Below are 19141 nucleotides of genomic sequence, written 5' to 3' on the forward strand. Positions count from 1 at the left end.
AAAATTAGTTGCCTTTTGCTTTTTTAATTACCTCTTCCGCTATGTTTGAAGGTGTTTCAGCATAGTGAGAGAATTCCATTGTTGAAGTAGCACGCCCAGATGAAAGTGTTCTGAGAGTTGTTACATATCCGAACATTTCTGATAGAGGAACATTTGCTTTAATTACCTTAGCTCCATTTCTATCTCCCATATCATTTACTTGACCACGACGACGGTTCAAGTCTCCAACGATATCACCCATATTTTCTTCTGGAGTGATTACTTCCAACTTCATTATAGGCTCCATCAATACAGCTTTCGCTGCACGAGCTGCCTCTTTGTATCCCAATTTGGCTGCCAATTCGAATGATAAAGAATCTGAATCGACTGCGTGGTAAGAACCATCAACCAAAGTAATCTTCATTGAATCCATTTCAAATCCTGCCAAAGGACCATTTTTCATAGCTTCTTTGAATCCTTTCTCTACAGAAGGAATGTACTCTTTTGGAATGTTTCCTCCCTTGATCTCATTAATGAATTCAAGTCCTACTTTTCCTTCCTCAGCAGGTTCCATACGGAACACAATATCAGCAAACTTACCACGCCCACCTGATTGTTTTTTATAAACCTCTCTGTGTTCTGCAACTGCCGTAAGAGCTTCTTTATATTCCACTTGAGGCTCTCCTTGATTTACTTCAACCTTGAATTCACGTTTTAAACGATCAACGATAATATCCAAGTGAAGCTCTCCCATACCAGATATGATTGTTTGTCCTGAAGCCTGATCTGTTTTTACTTGGAAAGTCGGATCTTCCTCAGCTAATTTAGCCAAAGCCATACCCATCTTATCAACATCAGCTTTAGTTTTTGGTTCAATTGCGATACCAATCACAGGATCAGGGAATACCATTGACTCCAACACAATTGGGTGTTTCTCATCACAAAGAGTGTCTCCTGTTTTGATATCCTTAAACCCTACTGCAGCTCCGATATCACCCGCTTCAATATATTCAATTGGGTTTTGTTTATTAGCGTGCATCTGGTAGATACGAGAGATACGCTCTTTGTTTCCTGAACGTGTGTTCAATACATAAGAACCTGCATCTAAGTGACCAGAATAAGCACGGAAGAACGCTAAACGACCTACATAAGGATCTGTTGCAATTTTGAAAGCCAAAGCAGCAAAAGGTTCTGAAACAGATGGTTTTCTCGCAATATCTGCTCCTGTATCAGGATTTGTACCTTCAATCGCCTCTTTATCCAAAGGAGAAGGCAAGTAACGACAAACCGCATCTAACATAAATTGAACTCCTTTGTTTTTGAAAGAAGAACCACACACCATAGGAATGATAGCCATATCCATAACTGCTGCTCTTAGTGCTTTATGGATTTCATCTTCTGTAATAGAATTTTCATCTTCCATAAATTTCTCCAAAAGCCCTTCATCATATCCTGCTACTTCTTCAATCAGGTGAGCACGATACTCGTGAACTTCGTCTTTCATTTCCTCAGGAATCTCAACAACATCAAAAGTTGCTCCTTGAGTTTCTTCGTGCCACACGATAGCACGATTTTTAATCAAATCTACAACACCTTTAAAGTCAGCTTCATCTCCAATAGGAAGAACGATAGGCACTGCATTTGATTTCAACATTTCTTTCACTTGGTTACAAACGTTCAAAAAGTTTGCACCTTGTCTATCCATTTTATTAACAAACCCTATACGTGGCACTCTGTAGTTATCCGCCAAACGCCAGTTTGTTTCTGATTGAGGCTCTACTCCATCTACTGCACTGAACAAGAATACTAATCCGTCCAATACACGCAACGAGCGGTTTACCTCTACAGTAAAGTCAACGTGACCAGGAGTATCAATAATATTAAAATGATATTCCTTAGCATCAGCTGTAGGCTTTCCTTGTTCTGTAGGAAAGTTCCACACACAAGTTGTAGCAGCAGACTGAATTGTGATTCCACGCTCAGCTTCTTGCTCCATCCAGTCCATCGTAGAAGCCCCATCGTGAACTTCCCCTAATTTGTGTGTTTTACCTGTATAGAATAGAATACGCTCTGTAGTTGTAGTTTTCCCTGCATCAATGTGTGCAGCAATACCAATATTTCTTGTATATTTTAAATCTCTACTCATTATATATCTGTGTATTAAAATCTAAAATGTGAGAAAGCCTTGTTAGCTTCTGCCATTTTATGCGTATCCATTCTTTTCTTAACTGCAGCACCTTCTTCTTTTGCCGCAGACAATATCTCTCCAGCTAATTTTTGAGCCATTGATTTCTCATTACGTTTACGAGCGTAACCAATCAGCCACTTCATTGCCATTGACACTTTTCTGTCTGGTCTGATTTGCATAGGTATTTGAAAAGTTGCTCCTCCTACACGACGTGAACGAACTTCCACGTGAGGCATTACATTTGTCAAAGCATCTTTCCACACTTCTAATGCAGATTTTTCCTCATTATTTTTCTTTTGCTCTACGATATCAAGTGCATCATAGAAAACTTTAAAAGCCACTGACTTTTTACCATCCCACATCAAGTTATTTACAAAACGTGTTACCAATTGATCATTAAACTTTGGATCTGGTAAAAGAGGTCTCTTTTTAGCCTGTCTTTTTCTCATTTCTTCTCGTTAAAAGATTTTTTATTACTTTTTACCTTTTGCTGGTGCTGCTGCCTGTCCTGGTTTTGGACGCTTAGCTCCATATTTAGAACGTCTTTGCGTTCTTCCCGCTACTCCCGCTGTGTCTAACGCACCACGAACGATGTGATAACGAACACCCGGTAAATCTTTTACCCTTCCGCCTCGTACCAATACTATCGAGTGCTCTTGGAGGTTATGTCCTTCACCTGGAATGTAAGCATTCACTTCATTGCCATTTGTCAAACGAACACGAGCAACTTTACGCATTGCCGAATTTGGTTTTTTCGGCGTTGTTGTATAAACACGCGTACACACTCCTCTTCGTTGAGGACACGAATCCAAAGCAACCGATTTACTCTTCTTGGTAATTCTGGTTCTTCCTTTTCGTACTAATTGTGAAATTGTTGGCATAATTTAATTTACAATATTATTTACTTAAAATTAATTTACTTAGCGTTTAAAGATTCCGAAAAACCTCTTCTGCAAATCCTGAACTTCTTTATCTACTCCATAATTTGCGGGTGCAAAAGTATAGTTTTATTTCCAAAACAACAAGAAATCAACACATTAAATACGATCACAAACTTTAATCTTAACAAGGCAAATTGAGCAACAAAATTCCAACAAACTAAATATCAATAAATTAAACCAAAAACAATTTTATCAAAAAAATATTTTTGTTACAAATATCACAAAATTTTTATTGATTCTGCTATTTTTTTTATCACCAATCAGTAGACTAATCTGTTCGATTTAATTAATTCCTAATTGTTTTTTAATTTCATTTACGTTTTTTTCAGTAAGAAGTCTATCCAAGTTTCTCCAAATACTATGATAACCAAAAGGTCCTTGTTGCATTTCTTTTTTAGCTTGTTCAATGCTCCAATTATGGTAAATAATCCGATACATCGCTACCATAATTCCTGTTCTGTCTGCTCCGTGATAACAATGTACCAACACAGCTCCTTCTTGCTGATGTTTTCTTATTTTTGAAAGCACATTGGCTATATCCTTTGTTTTAATTCTCCAAGTTAGTAATGGAACATTTATTAGGTTTATGTTTCCATTTTTATCAAAAACTTTAGAATTTCCACTACGTGTAAAATAACGCAAATTTATAATTGTTTTTATTGGTGTCTTTTCTATTGCTTGTCTATCTTCCTCTCTTAATTGCTCACTACGATACAATCTATCATCTACCTTATATAGATTAGCTTCAGCACGAATTAATTCTGCTTGATTTTGAGAAAAAAGCGATAAAAAACATAAAAAACAAACAACAAAAAACGTATACTTAATATTCATAATTTGATTTTCTGAAATTATTTATTTTTTCTATCTATTATATTTTGCTCTCATTGCAATAAAAGCAAAAACTAATGTCGTAAAAAAAGAAAACATAGCAAAAACTAAGGCTGGTTTTGCCATTTCTACACTTTGAATGAGTCCTGCCACATAAATAGCTAATACTGTATTTTGTAATCCTACTTCTATACCTATCGTGGCTGATTGTATGTTGGTGATGTGAAAAACCTTTTTAGAAATCACATAACTCAAAATCATCGAACTTAAGTGCATAATTAAAGCGTATGGAAGTATACTAAGAATTTCGTCAAAAACGATTCCTGTTCCTCCTGAATCCTTATCTGCAAAGAATTTAATAATAAAGACTAAGCCAAGTAAAATTGTATTGATAACTTTTAAAGGAATTTTGATTCGTGCTGTTACATCTGGAAGGTAGCGATTGAAAACCAAACCTAAAAAAGCTGGAATTATTGTAATTTTACTAACTTCCCAAAAAGTATCCAATATTGACAATGAAAACTCTGAAGAGGTTCCCATAAATAATGAAATCGCAACATTGGCTAAAGTAGGAATTGTTAGCAAAATTAAAATACTATTGATAGTTGTTAAAGCTACTGCCAAAGCCGTATCTGCATTAACTAAATAAGTAATAAAATTAGATGTTGTTCCTCCAGGACAAATAGCCACAATAATTAATCCCACTTTTAATTCAGGAGACAAATCGGAAAAATAAGCAACTAAAAACGCTAAAATTGGTAAAAATACCATTTGAGCTATTAATCCTATATTAAATGCTTTTGATTTTTTAAATACGTTCTCAAAGTCACTGAAACGCAAAGAACTACCTATCGCGAAAGTAATCAACATCAAAACTGCCGACATCAAATGATTTATCAAATCCATCTTCTTTTTCTCCTTAAAATTTATTCATACATCATTTTTGTATTCTCAAATGAAAACAATTGCCGAAATTACATATTTTTTTCATATCTGTATCTATTTTCACTTTTTTTAACTTTAAAAAGAGTAAAACAAGTATAATTCAATAATTTATATATCTCTCTTTTAAGTTTTCATTTTTTAATTCTCAATAACTAGCTTTCAACTGAAAATTTCATACTTTTGCCCTCAAATCACTTTCTATAAAAATGAATTTCAGAACCATCATCCCTTTGAAAGAATCAGACTTCAAAATCAGTTACAACAACCGAATTTTGAGTATTGGGTCGTGTTTTTCAACAAATATTGCTAAAAAACTAAAATACTATAATTTCCAAATAGTTACAAATCCTTTTGGAATTCTTTTTCACCCTTTAGCAATTGAAAAATTAGTAAAAAAATCATTGGAAAATACCTATTTTGATGAAAATGATTTTTTTAAACACAATGATTTGTGGCATTCGTTCGACTTACATTCTGAGCTAAGCCAAACCTCGTTAAGCGAGGTAATAGATATTGCGAATAAAAAAACTGAAGAATTCAAAAATTCAATTCAAAACTCTAATTTTCTATTCATTACATTGGGAACATCTTGGGTATATTCTCTCGAAAATGGAAATGTGGTGGCTAATTGCCATAAAGTACCTCAGGCAAATTTCTCAAAAAAATTACTTTCTGTTGGTGAAATTGAAAAAAGCATTCAAAATACTGTAAATCAAATAAAAAATAAAAATCCCAAAATAAAAATCGTATATACAATTTCACCAGTTAGACATTTAAAGGACGGATTTGTTGAAAATCAAATAAGCAAAGCTCACCTAATTGCTGGTTTGCACTCTTTTTTATTGCAGAACACTGAAATACAATACTTTCCTTCGTATGAAATTATGTTGGACGAGTTACGAGATTATCGTTTTTACGCAGAAGATATGTTACATCCTTCTGATGTGGCAATTGACTATATCTGGGAGCGTTTTGTGGAAAAATACATATCTGAAGAATGCTTTTCCGATATGAAACAAATAGATTCTATACAAAAAGGACTGAAACATAAAGTTTTCTACCCAAAAAGCGAACAATCTAAAATTTTTCAACAAAAATTATCTGAAAAAATACATAAAATCATCGAAAAGTATCCTTTTATGACTTTTCAACAATAAAAAACAACACTTTTTATTTTTTAAATTAAAAAACTATGGAAAAAGAATATCAAATTTTTGGCATTCGTGCCGTTATAGAAGCCATTTCAGCAGGAAAAACAATTGACAAAATTTTTATCCAAAAGGGATTAAAAGGTTCTCTTTTTCAGGAATTACAAGCACTACTGAAACAAGAACAAATTATCGCTTCTTATGTTCCTATTGAAAAATTAAATCGTCTGACAAAAAAAAATCATCAAGGTGTTGTAGCAAATCTGTCACCTGTGGAATATCATAATTTTGAAAATCTGGTCATTACAACAATTGAAAGTGGAAAAATTCCTCTTTTTCTGATATTAGATCACCTTTCAGATGTTCGCAATTTTGGAGCTATTATCCGTACCGCTGAATGCACTGGCGTTTCGGGAATTATCATACCTAAAAGAGGAAGTGTTTCAATAACTGCTGATACAATAAAAACCTCAGCTGGAGCTGCTTTTAATGTTCCCGTTTGCAAAGTTGACAACTTGAAAGATGCCGTTTATTATCTTCAAGGAAGTGGGATAAAAACCATTGTGGCTACCGAAAAGACAGATAAGCTCCTATATGATGTTTCGATGACTGAACCTCTGGCAATTGTAATGGGTGCGGAAGATGTCGGCGTATCTCCAGCCTTAATTAAACTTGCAGATGATAAAGCTAAACTCCCAATGACAGGAGAAATTAGCTCTTTGAATGTTTCTGTAGCTTGTGGCGTATTTTTATACGAGGCTATGCGACAGCGGATAATGCAAACTTTATAATTTACCTAAAGTTTTCAAATGAAGTTCTACAGCCTTACTATCGGTTAAGCTGGCTATATAGCAGGTAATCCCCATTATTTTATCATAAAGAGAAGTTTCTTTTTTATACTTTTCTGGAAGAATTTTGAAAATTGATTTATCAAAAGACGTAAGTCTGCCCTTATAATCGTTCATTGCCGCAGTAAAAAACACATCAAGCAGATTTTGAAGCACAACGTAACCAGAAATTTCCTTTTCAACCACCTCATCTGATTGATAAATATGTGATACACTGATATCTATGATATCTTCTATCTGAGGTCTGTAAGTACTTTTACTCAAAAGCGAAGAATGAAAATCACCTTTGAGAATATCCTCTTCATTTTTGATGAAAATTTCTACAGCTTCCTGAATAAGTGTACCAATAGCAATAGCCCTAAGATAAGCAATGCGTTCCTCTTTTGTAAGTAATTGGGCGTATTTCTTTGTGTTAATTCGCTCATTAATCAACTTTCCAAGATATTCCAATGCTAAATCCTCAGAAATTAGCCCCAAATTAATTCCATCTTCAAAGTCGATGATTGTGTAACATATATCATCAGCAGCTTCCACCAAAAAAGCAAGAGGATGTCGAGAAAACCGCAAATCAGAATTAGTAGAATTGGATTTCAATTGAAGTTCACTTGCCACATCAACGAAAAAATCTCTTTCTGATTGAAAAAAGCCATACTTCTTATCTGAAATATTTTTGGTTGGACGAACGGGTAAAGATTCCTTAGGGTATTTCGTAAACGCTCCGAGTGTTGCAAATGAAAGTCGTAAACCTCCTTCAACTCCTGGTCTGGATTCGTTTAAAATGCGAAATCCGTTGGCATTTCCTTCAAAACTACACAAATCCTCATACTCTTTTTCTGAAAGGAAAGACTTAATGTCTGCTCCTTTCTTATACCTAAAGAACTCGCCTATAGCTTTTTCTCCACTATGCCCAAAAGGAGGATTTCCAATATCGTGAGCCAAAGCTGCCGCTGCCACGATAGCTCCAAAATCATTCGCCTGATAGCCTAAGGTTTGTAAATTAGGATATTTTTCTAAAATATAATTCCCCACAGCCCTTCCCAAACTTCTTCCAACTACTGATACTTCCATACTGTGAGTCAGACGTGTATGCACAAAACTTGTTTTTGACAAAGGAATCACCTGTGTTTTATCCTGCAAACTTCTAAACGCACTTGAGAAGACAACACGATCATAATCTGAATCAAAATTCAGACGTGTTTCATTTTGTCCTTTACGCAAACGTTTCTCTAAATCTCCATATCGATTCAAAGAGAGTAAACTTTCCCAATTCATTGGCTTTTATATTTTTAACAATTAAGGCACAGGGTCATATCCGCTTCCTCCCCAAGGGTGGCAACTAAGAATTCGCTTAACCGCATACCAACCTCCCTTTAAAATTCCGTGTTTTTTTAAGGCTTCCAACGTATATTGAGAGCAAGTTGGTGTATATCTGCAAGTTGGTGGCTTTAACGGAGATATAAATAGCTGATAAAATCGAACTAATAGAACAAAGGGAAATATGAGTATTTTTCTTAACATCACTAATTTATAACCTAAAAGGCAGTAAGTTACAGAATAATCGTACGCAGTTGAAAAATCTGCAAAACTTACTGCCAAATAAAATGAAGTTCTAAACTAATTAGCTAAATCTTTCTATAACTTCCTGACTAACACCTGTATTGGAAAATCCTCCATCGTGGAAAAGATTTTGCATTGTAACCTTGCGAGTCAAGTCAGAGAACAAACTCACAGTATAATCCGCACAATCTTGTGCAGTCGCATTTCCTAATGGAGACATTTTTTCAGCATACGAAATAAATCCATCAAATCCTTTAACTCCTTGTCCTGCAGTGGTTGGCGTCGGAGACTGGGAAATTGTATTAACACGTACTTTTTTGTCTTTTCCGAAGAAATATCCAAAACTACGAGCAATTGATTCCAAATATGCTTTATTGTCTGCCATATCGTTATAATCAGGAAAAGTTCGTTGTGCTGCCATATAAGTAAGAGCTACGATACTTCCCCATTCATTCATTGCATCATTTTTGTAAAGAACTTGACACACTTTGTGGAAAGAAAGAGCCGAAACGTCCCAACCTTTTCCCGTGAAATCATAATTTGACTCTGTATAAGGAATATTTTTACGAACATTTACAGACATTCCGATAGAATGAAGTACAAAATCCAATTTTCCGCCCAATATTTCCATTGCTTTGGTTACCAAATTTTGCAAATCTTCCATATTGGTCGCATCAGCAGGAATAATTTCCGAACCTGTTTTTTCTGCCAGTTGTTTTATTTGTCCCATACGCATTGCAATTGGAGCGTTTGTTAGCACAAATTTTCCTCCTTCTTCGTGAACACGTTCTGCTGTTTTCCAAGCTATTGAATTTTCATCTAAAGCACCGAAGATAATTCCTCTTTTCCCTTTTAGTAAATTATACATAATGATTCTTTTTTATTCGGACAAAGGTACAAAAAAAGTTGAAAAATGAAAAAACTACCACCTATTCTGTTGTTTTTCAAAGTAGCCAATCTTTTATACTTTTTTTAACTTGAAAATGTAGAGTTATAAATTCTGGATTTACTTTTTTTTCTTATCTTTGTGGGATAAAATATTAATCAAGCCAATATTTAAGAAAATGACAAAAACACGTGTATTACTTACGGGAGCTGGTGGGCAATTGGGTAGTGAACTAACCGAGGCTTTGGCTCAAAAGTTTGGTTCAGAAAACATTGTCGCTACAGACATTAATGAAAAAGTTGCCGAAAAATTTTCATACTGCAATTTTGAAGTTTTAGACATTCAAGATAATTCAAGATTGGAATATCTTGTTGATAAGTACGAAATTACACAGATTTACCATTTAGCTGCATTGCTTTCAGCTGTAGGAGAAAAAAATCCTCTTTTTACTTGGAATCTGAATATGAACGGATTACTGAATGTTTTGGAAATTGCTCGTAAAAAGAACTTAGATAAAGTGTACTGGCCTTCATCAATCGCTGCTTTTGGCGTTAACACTCCTAAAGAAAATACTCCTCAAGAAACAGTAACTGAACCTAATACGGTTTACGGAATTACCAAAGTTTCAGGTGAATTATGGTGTCAATACTATTTTCAAAAATATGGAGTAGACGTTCGAAGCATTCGATACCCAGGTCTTATCGGTTACAAATCATTACCTGGTGGCGGAACAACAGATTACGCTGTAGATATTTATCACAAAGCTATTGCTGGAGAAGAATTTTCTTGCTTCCTGAGCGAAAACTCATATCTGCCAATGATGTATATGCCCGATGCTATAAAAGCTACAATCGATTTAATGGACGCTCCGAAAGAAAAAGTAAAGGTACGTACTTCTTACAATGTTTCGGCTTTATCATTTTCACCAAAGGAAATTTACCAAAGCATCAAAAAAATAATTCCAGATTTCAAAATTAAGTACGAACCCGATTTTCGTCAGAAAATAGCTGATAGTTGGCCAGATAGCATTGATGATTCTGCCGCACGGAAAGACTGGGGTTGGACACCGAGCTTTGATTTGGACAAAATGACAGAAGATATCATCAAAAACTTAAAATAAAATATCAATTTTCAACCTCTTAATAAGCTATAAGCCATAGAATCTGAAACTATTGCTTATAGCTTACTTTTATAAAAAAGGATTATGTTTCTGAAAAAACTTTCAATTGTAAATTACAAAAATATCACTTCAAAAGATTTTGTTTTTGATGCAAATATCAACTGCTTTGTTGGCAACAACGGCGTTGGAAAAACAAATCTGCTTGATGCTATTTACCATTTAGGAGTTGGGAAAGGATATTTTAATTCGTCTGCCAGTCAAAGCATTCGTCACGGAGAGGAATTTTACGTAATTGATGGTCTTTTTGAAACACAAGAACGTGAAGAACAGATTGTTTGTAGCATAAAACGAGGACAAAAAAAAATCATAAAATGTAACGGAAAAGCATATGATAAATTAGCTGACCACATAGGAAAATATCCAATGGTTATCATATCACCAGCAGATCAAGATTTAATAATCGAAGGAAGTGATGTTCGGCGGAAATTTTTGGACAACGTAATCTCGCAATCAGATTTGGAATATTTAGACAAACTTATTCGTTACAATCGGGTTCTTTTACAGCGAAATACTTTGCTGAAACATTTTTCTGAGAATCAATATTTTGATGCAGAAACGCTATCCATTTACGACGAGCAACTCTCTGAACTTGGGCAGTTTATTTATGAAAGAAGAAAACTCTTTATGAAAACCTTTTTACCCATTTTTGAGTATCAATACCAATATATTTCTGAAGGAAAAGAAAATGTAAATCTGACCTACGAAAGTACTCTTCATCAAACAGATTTAGCAACTTTACTTAAACAAAACATCAACAAGGACAGATTGCTACAACATACCTCTGTGGGCATTCACAAAGATGACTTACTTTTTGAAATAGAAAGTTTTCCGATGAAAAAATACGGAAGTCAAGGTCAACAAAAATCCTTTCTAATTGCGTTAAAACTTTCTCAATTTGAAATGATAAAAAAACAACTAAAAGTTGTTCCTATCTTCTTATTAGATGATATCTTTGATAAATTGGATGATAATCGAGTAGCCAAACTAGTATCTCTGGTAACAGAAAGGCACTTTGGTCAATTATTCATAACTGACACGCACTATGAGCGTACCGAAAATGTAGTAAAACGAACCCTTTTGAAGTACAAAATTTTCAGGATAGAATAGTTATTTTCCTCCTATTTTTTTAACGTCTTTGAAGAAAATCCACTTCATAAACAACTTCTCTCCCTCATCTGTAGGTACAGCTGCAAAACGAGGAGAAATGATTATCGTGGTTATTCCCGAAATGAGTGATGCGAACAAACGTCCTAATTCAGGAAAGAAATAATTAATCCCGAGCCTAATCGTAATAAAAATCACTCCAAAACAAATAAAATTAAATAAAAATGCTTTTGTTTTTGGTGCCATAATTATCGTTGTCTTTTTATAGTTCCCGTAATATTTGTTGCTTCCTCGATTTCTTCTTTTACCTTATCTATCTCATTTTGAGTTTCTTCTATGAAAGAAGTATCTATATTGTTCTGTTGTGCACTTTTTTTGATTTCGGACTTAATTTCGTTGGTTGCGTCACGAAGTTGTCGTATTCCTTTGCCCAATCCACGAGCTATTTCTGGAATCTTGTCCGCTCCGAAAAGTACTAGAACTACGAAAAGTATGAAAAAAATCTCAGAAAACCCCATATCCTAAAAATATTTGCAAACCTACATATTTTTTAAGTATCAGACAATTTTTTACAACAGAAATTAAATTTTGTACTCCTAAACAACCGAATTTCTAAATAAATCCATTCGAAATTTTTCAATTTTACATATCTTTGCGGATAAGCTAAATTTCACAAAAATATGAATCATATTATTGAAAACATACAACAATCTTACCTTTTATGGAAAGAGTACTCTGTAATTCAGCGAATAGAAATAATTAAAGACATAAAAGATAATTTACTAAAAAACACAGATTTACACGCAAAAGCAATTACTTCAGATATGGGAAAGCCTATCTCACAATCTATTGCAGAAGTCCAAAAATGTGCATATTTGTGCGATTACTATATCGAAAATGCCGAAAATTTCTTAAAACCACAACACATAAAAACCAAATGGACAGAAAGTTACATAACCTTTGAACCTATTGGAGTTTTGTTGGGAGTAATGCCTTGGAACTTTCCTTTCTGGCAAGTATTTCGCTTTGTGATTCCAAATCTAATTTTAGGAAATCTTTTCATTGTAAAACACGCCTCCAATGTTCCGAAGTCAGCAAACTTATTGGAAAGCATCTTCAATTCCAAAAAGCTAAAATTTCCAATATATAAAAATCTATCTTTAGAGAGCAAATTTGTTGCTGACATCATTGCTCACAAGCACATCAAAGGTGTATCTTTAACGGGTAGTGAAAAAGCTGGAAAAGCAGTTGCTCAATGTGCTGGACAACATCTTAAAAAATCGGTTTTGGAACTTGGCGGAAGTGCTGCTTTTATCATATGTGAAGACGCTAATTTAGAATTAGCCACATCAATAGCTGTTAATGCTCGTATGCAAAATGCTGGACAAAGTTGCATCGCTGCCAAGCGTTTCTTAGTCCACAAAAGCTTAAAGGAAAAATTTCTATCTACCTTCAAATCAAAAGTGGAAGCTCTGAAAAGAGGAGATAAATTCAACGCAGAAACAGAAATAGCCGAAATGGCTCGGGAAGATTTGGCTATAGAATTAGAAAAATTAGTAAATGAAAGCATTTCTTTAGGAGCAAAAGTGATTTGTGGAGGAAAACGAGAAGGAGCTTTTTATAAGCCCACAATTCTATCAGAAGTTACACCTCAAATGCCTGTTTTCAGAGAGGAAACTTTTGGTCCTGTTGCTGTAGTTACCTTTTTTGAAACTTTTGATGAGGCTGTAAACTTGAGCAACCAATCCGATTTTGGCTTAGGAGTTTCTATTTTTTCAAAAGATGTAGAATTCATAAAATCACAAACTTATCGCTTTGAGGAAGGAGCTGTATATATTAATGAAATGCTCATTAGTGACCCACATTTGCCTTTTGGTGGTGTGAAAAATTCAGGATACGGCCGGGAGCTTTCTCAATTCGGGATGTATGAATTTGCTAACATCAAAACAGTAGTGATTAAATAGCGAAAAACAAATCTTTTTCCTATATTTGCAAAATCTTTTCATATTAGAACAGAGAATAAAGCATAAATGTATGTATATCAGCATTAAAAAATTATTAAACGAAGGAAAAACAGCACAAGAAGTCATTCTAAAAGGTTGGGTTCGTACCTTCCGAAGCAATCGTTTCATTGCTTTGAACGACGGCTCGACTATTGAAAACGTACAAGTAGTTGTGGATTTCGAAAACACCCCCGAAGAACTGCTAAAACGCATCACCACAGGAGCCGCCATTGAAGTGAAAGGCTCTGTTGTGGAAAGTCAAGGAAAAGGGCAATCCATTGAAATACAAGCAACAGAAATTCATATCTTAGGAGATTCCAATCCAGAGGAATATCCTATTCAGCCTAAAAAGCATTCTTTTGAATTTTTACGCGAGAATGCACATTTAAGGGTTCGTACCAATGTTTTTGGAGCCATTATGCGGGTTCGTTCGGTGTTGGCATTTGCCATTCACGATTATTTCCAAAAAAATGGATTTTTCTACGTAAATACGCCTATCATCACAGGAAGTGATGCAGAAGGTGCGGGAGAAATGTTCCGTGTTACTACGTTAGACGCTAAAAATCCGCCACTTACTGAAGAAGGCAAAGTCGATTTCAAAAAAGATTTCTTCGGAAGAGAAACCAATTTAACCGTTTCCGGGCAGCTTGAAGGAGAAACTTTTGCAATGGCTTTGGGCAAAATCTACACATTTGGGCCTACTTTCCGTGCGGAAAATTCAAATACATCGCGTCACTTGGCGGAATTCTGGATGATTGAACCTGAAGTGGCTTTCCTCGACCTTGATGGCAATATGGATTTGGCTGAGGATTTCATTAAATATGTGTTGAAATACACTCTTGGGCGTTGCCGTGAAGATATTGAGTTTCTGAATAAACGTTTCTTGGAGGAAGAAAAAACAAAGCCGCAAAACGAACGTAGTTCGATGTCACTTATCGAAAAGTTGGAATTCGTAATCAACAATGATTTCAAACGTGTAAGCTACACCGAAGCGATTGATATTCTGAAGAATTCAAATCATAATAAAAAGAAAAAATTCCAATACATTATTGATGAATGGGGTGCCGATTTGCAAAGTGAACACGAGCGTTACTTAGTGGAAAAACATTTCCAGAGCCCTGTTATCTTGTTTGATTATCCAGCAAAAATCAAAGCGTTTTATATGCGACTCAACGAGGACGGAAAAACGGTTCGTGCAATGGATATACTATTCCCTGGTATTGGCGAAATTGTAGGAGGTTCGCAACGTGAAGAACGATACGATGTTTTGGTTGAAAAAATCAAAACTATGGGTATTGACGAGCAAGAATTATGGTGGTATTTGGATTTGCGAAAGTTCGGCACGGCAGTGCATAGCGGTTTCGGACTTGGTTTTGAACGCCTTGTGCTATTTGCAACAGGAATGACCAACATTCGTGATGTGATTCCTTTCCCAAGAACACCACAAAACGCTGAATTTTAATACTTAAATTTGAGAGTTATACAATTTGTTTTTTTATTTTTTACTGCCTGAAAGATTTTTTCTTTTGGGCAGTTTTTTTATTCTCAAAACTTGTAAAAAGAAAAGTTTACGTCATTTCCATATTTAGTTTTTATTAACAATTTTATGTTTTACGTCATATTTAGTAAACTCAAAAACTAATAAATGCAAAAAATCTATCTTATATATCATAATAATATTATAAATCAATATTTTATCATACTAACAACAACATATAATTTCACAATATCAATACAAATCTTCCTATTTTTCACATATTTTTCTTCTAAATAAAATTTGTTTATTTTAACTTTTATTTCTATTTTTGCCATCACTATTAGTAAATATTTAACAATAAAAACATATAGGTATGAAACGACTTTTAACAATTCTATTTTTAGCAACATTAGGTTCTATCAATGCGCAATCATTTGGGTTTGGAACAAAATTAGGTTATGTGAATTCAACTTTGAACTTACAAATCGACAATAGTACAAAAATAACTTCTAAATCAAAGTCAAATATTTACTTAGGAATTCAAGCTGAATATTTTTTCAATCCGTATATTGCCGCCCAAGCTGAATTTACTATGGCAGGACTTGGAGGAAGGGAAGTAATAGGAAATCTAAGATCTGATAATGGACAAACTCACGAAGGACATTTTGATATACATTTACAAACATACAGCCTTCCCATAAGCATTAAGGTATATCCTACTAAAGGGTTTGCTTTACTTGGCGGATTTAATCTTAGTTTTAATTTACTAGCTACAACAAAGCTAAACAATGAAAGAATTAAACTTAACAACATCAAAACAGGGAATCACGCTGCTTTTTTTGGTGGAGAATGTCGCATTTTCAAAGACTTTTTCTTAGAAGCTAGATATAACTTTGGATTAAGTAATATTTCTGAAATTGGACAAATTATTCGGAATAATTACTTTCAAATAGGAGTAGGATATTACTTTAAAAACTTTTAAAAATACAAACAGACCACCTAAAAGGTGGTTTTTTTATGCTTTTGATGTATGTAAATATTTCTTTTAAAAATAAGAAAGGTTATCAATCTCATATTTTTGTAGCAATTACATTAAAAATAGACTGATAATGTGATATAATTCTTCATTTAAAAATTAAAACAAGATTTTGACATCATATTTTTCATTAAATTAAATAGAAAAAAAGCCATCAACTTCATATTTTTATAATAATTAAACTAAAAATAGACTGATAATGCGATATAATTCTTCATTTAAAAACTAAAAGAAGGTTTTGACATCATATTTTACGTCAAATCAAATAGAAAAGAAGCTATCAACTCCATATTTTTATAATAATTACATTAAAAATAGACTGATAATGCGATATAATTCCCCATTTAAAAATTAAAACAAGGTTTTGACATCATATTTGTGTAAGAATTTTTATATTTTGTACACAAATCAATCCTTTTACAAATACTTTCAACATTGAAAAAAGGTAGAGACACACAAAAACACAAACAAAATAAAATTTACCAACGTAATTAGGCAGATACAAAATAGAAATTTTATAAAAATTTAAGATAAATCCAAATATAAGCTCTTCTTTTTCTAAAAAAACATATTTTTTCTGTCAATAAAAAGCATTTTGATTTATGAAATTAACAAATTAATGACTATATTTGCCACAAATAAAAAATTATATGAAAAAAGTAGCTTTCTTCATTCTTTTTCTCTTAAGTCTGGCAACATATTCTCAAAAAAAATATACAATTAGTGGGGTAATTTCTGATGCTTCCAACGGAGAAAAGATGCTTGGTGTAAATTTCATCATCAAAAAGTTGAACACAGGAACCTATACCAATGAGTATGGCTTCTATTCTATCACACTTCCTGAAGGAAAATACGAAATTTTGGTAGACTATATGGGGTTTGAAACCATCATCGAAACCATTACATTAGATAAGAACATACGCAAGGATTATAAACTTTCTCCTCAGGCTGTAGAGCTTGATGCCGTTGAGATTACTGCCAACGCCTCGCAAAAAGTGGATATCCGAAAGCCCGAAATGAGTACTATTAGTGTTCCTATTGCTACAATCAAAAAACTTCCTGTACTTATTGGAGAGGTGGACATCGTAAAATCTTTAATGCAACTTCCTGGTGTGAGCAATGCTGGAGAAGCCTCTTCAGGTTTTAACGTGCGTGGTGGTGCCGCTGACCAAAATTTAGTTCTTTTAGATGAAGCTGTTATTTTCAATTCATCACATTTGTTTGGATTTTTAAGCGTTTTCAATGCCGATGCTGTTCGGGATATGAAACTCTACAAAGGAGGTATTCCAGCACGATATGGAGGTAGGATTTCCTCCGTTTTGGATATCTATCAAAAGGAAGGTAACCGCAACGATTTTGGAATGACTGGTGGTATCGGATTACTATCCTCTCGGTTACTGGCAGAAGGTCCTATTATTAAAGACAAAGCGTCCTTTCTTTTTGGAGGAAGAGCCTCGTATGCACATTTGTTTCTAAAACTTCGTAACAATGACAATACGGCATATTTTTATGACCTTAACACCAAACTTTCTTATCAACTTAACCAGAATAACACATTTTATTTGTCAGGATATTTCGGGAGAGACTTATTTGAGCTAAGTGATGTGATTAAAAACGTATACGGAAATGCTCTTTTTAATCTGCGTTGGAATCATATTTTCAATAGCCGTCTTTTCTCAAATCTTTCATTAATCTTTAGTGATTACTATTATGGTTTTCGCCTCGATCCTATTGAATTTCAGTGGGACTCAGGAATTAAAAACCTCAATTTAAAGTATGATTTTAGAAACTATATTTCTGAGAATTGGAAACTCAGTTATGGTGTACAAGGATTGCTTTACAGGTTTATGCCTGGGAAATTATCTCCAACTACACCTACTTCTTCCATAAAAAATCTTCAATTACCCAATAAGAATGCTTTAGAAACAGGAATATATATTGATTCCGAACATAATATAACGTCTTCGTTAAGTGCTTCATTCGGATTGAGGTTAAGTTCCTTCTATCATTTAGGTACACGTTATATGCACGATTATAAAGATGACAAAGCTGTAGTTTTCAATCGTGACTTACAAATTTATCAAGAAGCCACTCCAATTGGTTCTACATACTATCATCGCGGAAAAATCATTGACTTATTTAGTAATTTAGAACCACGATTTACGCTCTCATATGCTTTGAATGACAACAAATCCTTCAAGGCGAGTTATGCACGTACTTCGCAATATTTACATTTGATAACTAACACGTCTTCTCCTACCCCACTTGATGTTTGGGCTCCGAGCGACCGCTTCTTAAAACCGCAACAAGCCAATCAGTTTGCGGTAGGTTTTGCAAGTAATCTGTCAGAAAACAAATATAGTTTGGAAGTTGAGGGATATTACAAATTTGTAAAAAATCGTTTGGATTATATTGATGGAGCAAATCTTATTGCTAAAGAAGACATCGAGCGAGTTATATTGAATGGACACAGTCGTGCATACGGGTTGGAGGTATTACTCCGCAAAAACACAGGAAAATTAACCGGGTGGATAGCTTACACACTTTCAAAATCCGAGCAACAAACCAAAGGACGTACTCCTGAAGAAATTGGCATCAATTACGGAAATTGGTACAATACTGCGTATGACAAACCTCACGACCTTTCCGTTACAGCTATGTATGCCTTAAATAAAAAATGGACTTTCGGAGCGATTTTCAATTATCAAACAGGCTTACCCGCCAATTTCCCCGTTGGTAAATACCAATATCTGGGGCTAACCGTTCCCAATTACAGCCAACGCAATGCATATAGGCTTCCAAGTTACCATCGTTTGGATTTATCGGCAACTTACACACCTACAAGGAAGGACAAACGATGGAAAAGCGAATGGAATTTTGGTCTGTACAATGTTTACAATCGTAAAAATGCCATTTCTATCTCTTTCAGAGAGAATGAGGAAACAAGAAGAAACGAAGCTGTTAAGCTTTCTATCTTCGGAATTGTCCCAAGTGTAACGTATAACTTTATCTTTTAAA

Annotated in this window: 18 protein-coding genes; 8 read left to right on the forward strand and 10 right to left on the reverse strand. The window is 34.2% G+C overall.

Annotation, left to right across the window (positions count from 1 at the left end; all coding sequences use genetic code 11):
- Positions 1–4: 4 nt before the first annotated feature.
- The 5 genes from fusA to CGC48_RS03720 all read right to left on the reverse strand — a co-directional run bounded on the left by fusA (position 5) and on the right by CGC48_RS03720 (position 4845).
- The gene (gene fusA / locus CGC48_RS03700; protein ID WP_098028504.1) at positions 5–2125 is read right to left on the reverse strand and encodes an elongation factor G; all 2121 of its coding nucleotides are present in this window, start codon (positions 2123–2125) and stop codon (positions 5–7) included.
- Between the two features lie 14 nt (positions 2126–2139).
- A complete protein-coding gene (gene rpsG / locus CGC48_RS03705; protein ID WP_018279585.1) occupies positions 2140–2616 on the reverse strand; it encodes a 30S ribosomal protein S7 in 477 nt (158 codons plus the stop codon).
- A 24-nt stretch (positions 2617–2640) separates the two neighbouring features.
- Entirely contained in the window at positions 2641–3048 is a 408-nt protein-coding gene (rpsL, locus tag CGC48_RS03710) for a 30S ribosomal protein S12 (RefSeq protein ID WP_018279584.1), read from the reverse strand.
- 342 nt (positions 3049–3390) lie between these two features.
- The gene (locus CGC48_RS03715) at positions 3391–3942 is read right to left on the reverse strand and encodes a fused DSP-PTPase phosphatase/NAD kinase-like protein (protein ID WP_041992429.1); all 552 of its coding nucleotides are present in this window, start codon (positions 3940–3942) and stop codon (positions 3391–3393) included.
- A gap of 30 nt (positions 3943–3972) precedes the next feature.
- Positions 3973–4845 (reverse strand): bile acid:sodium symporter family protein, encoded by an 873-nt coding sequence (locus CGC48_RS03720; protein ID WP_098028505.1) that lies wholly within the window; start codon positions 4843–4845, stop codon positions 3973–3975.
- A gap of 245 nt (positions 4846–5090) precedes the next feature.
- On the opposite strand from CGC48_RS03720, the gene CGC48_RS03725 reads away from it, so the two are divergent.
- Both CGC48_RS03725 and rlmB read left to right on the forward strand, forming a co-directional pair.
- Positions 5091–6041 (forward strand): GSCFA domain-containing protein, encoded by a 951-nt coding sequence (locus tag CGC48_RS03725; protein WP_098028506.1) that lies wholly within the window; start codon positions 5091–5093, stop codon positions 6039–6041.
- 35 nt (positions 6042–6076) lie between these two features.
- Entirely contained in the window at positions 6077–6823 is a 747-nt protein-coding gene (gene rlmB / locus CGC48_RS03730; RefSeq protein WP_098028507.1) for a 23S rRNA (guanosine(2251)-2'-O)-methyltransferase RlmB, read from the forward strand.
- Here the strand turns inward: rlmB and dgt are convergent.
- The 3 genes from dgt to CGC48_RS03745 form a co-directional block, all read right to left on the reverse strand.
- On the reverse strand, positions 6818–8152 hold the full coding sequence (gene dgt, locus CGC48_RS03735) for a dGTP triphosphohydrolase (protein ID WP_098028508.1): 1335 nt from the start codon (positions 8150–8152) through the stop codon (positions 6818–6820). The two genes, rlmB and dgt, sit on opposite strands and share 6 nt — an antisense overlap.
- A 21-nt stretch (positions 8153–8173) precedes the next feature.
- Entirely contained in the window at positions 8174–8398 is a 225-nt protein-coding gene (gene yidD, locus CGC48_RS03740) for a membrane protein insertion efficiency factor YidD (protein WP_098029748.1), read from the reverse strand.
- Between the two features lie 100 nt (positions 8399–8498).
- A complete protein-coding gene (locus CGC48_RS03745) occupies positions 8499–9305 on the reverse strand; it encodes an enoyl-ACP reductase FabI (protein ID WP_018279577.1) in 807 nt (268 codons plus the stop codon).
- A 196-nt stretch (positions 9306–9501) separates the two neighbouring features.
- Between CGC48_RS03745 and CGC48_RS03750 the strand changes: the two genes are divergently transcribed.
- Positions 9502–10443, forward strand: a complete 942-nt coding sequence (locus CGC48_RS03750) for an NAD-dependent epimerase/dehydratase family protein (protein ID WP_098028509.1) — start codon at positions 9502–9504, stop codon at positions 10441–10443.
- A gap of 84 nt (positions 10444–10527) precedes the next feature.
- On the forward strand, positions 10528–11610 hold the full coding sequence (gene recF / locus CGC48_RS03755) for a DNA replication/repair protein RecF (RefSeq protein WP_098028510.1): 1083 nt from the start codon (positions 10528–10530) through the stop codon (positions 11608–11610).
- Here the strand turns inward: recF and CGC48_RS03760 are convergent, their stop codons facing one another.
- On the reverse strand, positions 11611–11853 hold the full coding sequence (locus CGC48_RS03760) for a hypothetical protein (protein ID WP_098028511.1): 243 nt from the start codon (positions 11851–11853) through the stop codon (positions 11611–11613).
- Between the two features lie 2 nt (positions 11854–11855).
- Positions 11856–12125 (reverse strand): Sec-independent protein translocase subunit TatA/TatB, encoded by a 270-nt coding sequence (locus CGC48_RS03765; protein WP_098028512.1) that lies wholly within the window; start codon positions 12123–12125, stop codon positions 11856–11858.
- 162 nt (positions 12126–12287) lie between these two features.
- Here CGC48_RS03765 and CGC48_RS03770 point away from each other — a divergent pair, with 162 nt between their 5' ends.
- The 4 genes from CGC48_RS03770 to CGC48_RS03785 all read left to right on the forward strand — a co-directional run bounded on the left by CGC48_RS03770 (position 12288) and on the right by CGC48_RS03785 (position 19140).
- Complete coding sequence (locus tag CGC48_RS03770; RefSeq protein WP_098028513.1) at positions 12288–13571, forward strand: NAD-dependent succinate-semialdehyde dehydrogenase; 1284 nt, start codon at positions 12288–12290, stop codon at positions 13569–13571.
- A gap of 70 nt (positions 13572–13641) precedes the next feature.
- On the forward strand, positions 13642–15072 hold the full coding sequence (asnS, locus tag CGC48_RS03775) for an asparagine--tRNA ligase (protein WP_098028514.1): 1431 nt from the start codon (positions 13642–13644) through the stop codon (positions 15070–15072).
- Between the two features lie 388 nt (positions 15073–15460).
- Positions 15461–16069, forward strand: coding sequence for an outer membrane beta-barrel protein (locus tag CGC48_RS03780; protein WP_098028515.1), 609 nt, complete (start codon positions 15461–15463; stop codon positions 16067–16069).
- A 704-nt stretch (positions 16070–16773) separates the two neighbouring features.
- Positions 16774–19140, forward strand: a complete 2367-nt coding sequence (locus tag CGC48_RS03785) for a TonB-dependent receptor (RefSeq protein ID WP_098028516.1) — start codon at positions 16774–16776, stop codon at positions 19138–19140.
- The last annotated feature ends 1 nt before the right edge of the window (position 19141 follow it).

The organism is Capnocytophaga cynodegmi, from assembly GCF_002302475.1.
In the GTDB taxonomy this organism is placed as follows: Bacteria; Bacteroidota; Bacteroidia; order Flavobacteriales; family Flavobacteriaceae; genus Capnocytophaga; species Capnocytophaga cynodegmi.

Excerpts from the sequence above, each read along its gene's own strand:
- CGC48_RS03765 (WP_098028512.1), bottom strand. The coding sequence starts at position 12,125 with ATGGGGTTTTCTGAGATTTTTTTCATACTTTTCGTAGTTCTAGTACTT.
- rpsL (WP_018279584.1), bottom strand. The coding sequence starts at position 3,048 with ATGCCAACAATTTCACAATTAGTACGAAAAGGAAGAACCAGAATTACC.
- CGC48_RS03745 (WP_018279577.1), bottom strand. The coding sequence starts at position 9,305 with ATGTATAATTTACTAAAAGGGAAAAGAGGAATTATCTTCGGTGCTTTA.
- CGC48_RS03720 (WP_098028505.1), bottom strand. The coding sequence starts at position 4,845 with ATGGATTTGATAAATCATTTGATGTCGGCAGTTTTGATGTTGATTACT.
- CGC48_RS03760 (WP_098028511.1), bottom strand. The coding sequence starts at position 11,853 with ATGGCACCAAAAACAAAAGCATTTTTATTTAATTTTATTTGTTTTGGA.
- yidD (WP_098029748.1), bottom strand. The coding sequence starts at position 8,398 with ATGTTAAGAAAAATACTCATATTTCCCTTTGTTCTATTAGTTCGATTT.
- fusA (WP_098028504.1), bottom strand. The coding sequence starts at position 2,125 with ATGAGTAGAGATTTAAAATATACAAGAAATATTGGTATTGCTGCACAC.
- asnS (WP_098028514.1), top strand. The coding sequence starts at position 13,642 with ATGTATATCAGCATTAAAAAATTATTAAACGAAGGAAAAACAGCACAA.
- rlmB (WP_098028507.1), top strand. The coding sequence starts at position 6,077 with ATGGAAAAAGAATATCAAATTTTTGGCATTCGTGCCGTTATAGAAGCC.
- CGC48_RS03785 (WP_098028516.1), top strand. The coding sequence starts at position 16,774 with ATGAAAAAAGTAGCTTTCTTCATTCTTTTTCTCTTAAGTCTGGCAACA.
- recF (WP_098028510.1), top strand. The coding sequence starts at position 10,528 with ATGTTTCTGAAAAAACTTTCAATTGTAAATTACAAAAATATCACTTCA.
- CGC48_RS03770 (WP_098028513.1), top strand. The coding sequence starts at position 12,288 with ATGAATCATATTATTGAAAACATACAACAATCTTACCTTTTATGGAAA.
- rpsG (WP_018279585.1), bottom strand. The coding sequence starts at position 2,616 with ATGAGAAAAAGACAGGCTAAAAAGAGACCTCTTTTACCAGATCCAAAG.
- CGC48_RS03750 (WP_098028509.1), top strand. The coding sequence starts at position 9,502 with ATGACAAAAACACGTGTATTACTTACGGGAGCTGGTGGGCAATTGGGT.
- CGC48_RS03715 (WP_041992429.1), bottom strand. The coding sequence starts at position 3,942 with ATGAATATTAAGTATACGTTTTTTGTTGTTTGTTTTTTATGTTTTTTA.
- CGC48_RS03780 (WP_098028515.1), top strand. The coding sequence starts at position 15,461 with ATGAAACGACTTTTAACAATTCTATTTTTAGCAACATTAGGTTCTATC.
- dgt (WP_098028508.1), bottom strand. The coding sequence starts at position 8,152 with ATGAATTGGGAAAGTTTACTCTCTTTGAATCGATATGGAGATTTAGAG.
- CGC48_RS03725 (WP_098028506.1), top strand. The coding sequence starts at position 5,091 with ATGAATTTCAGAACCATCATCCCTTTGAAAGAATCAGACTTCAAAATC.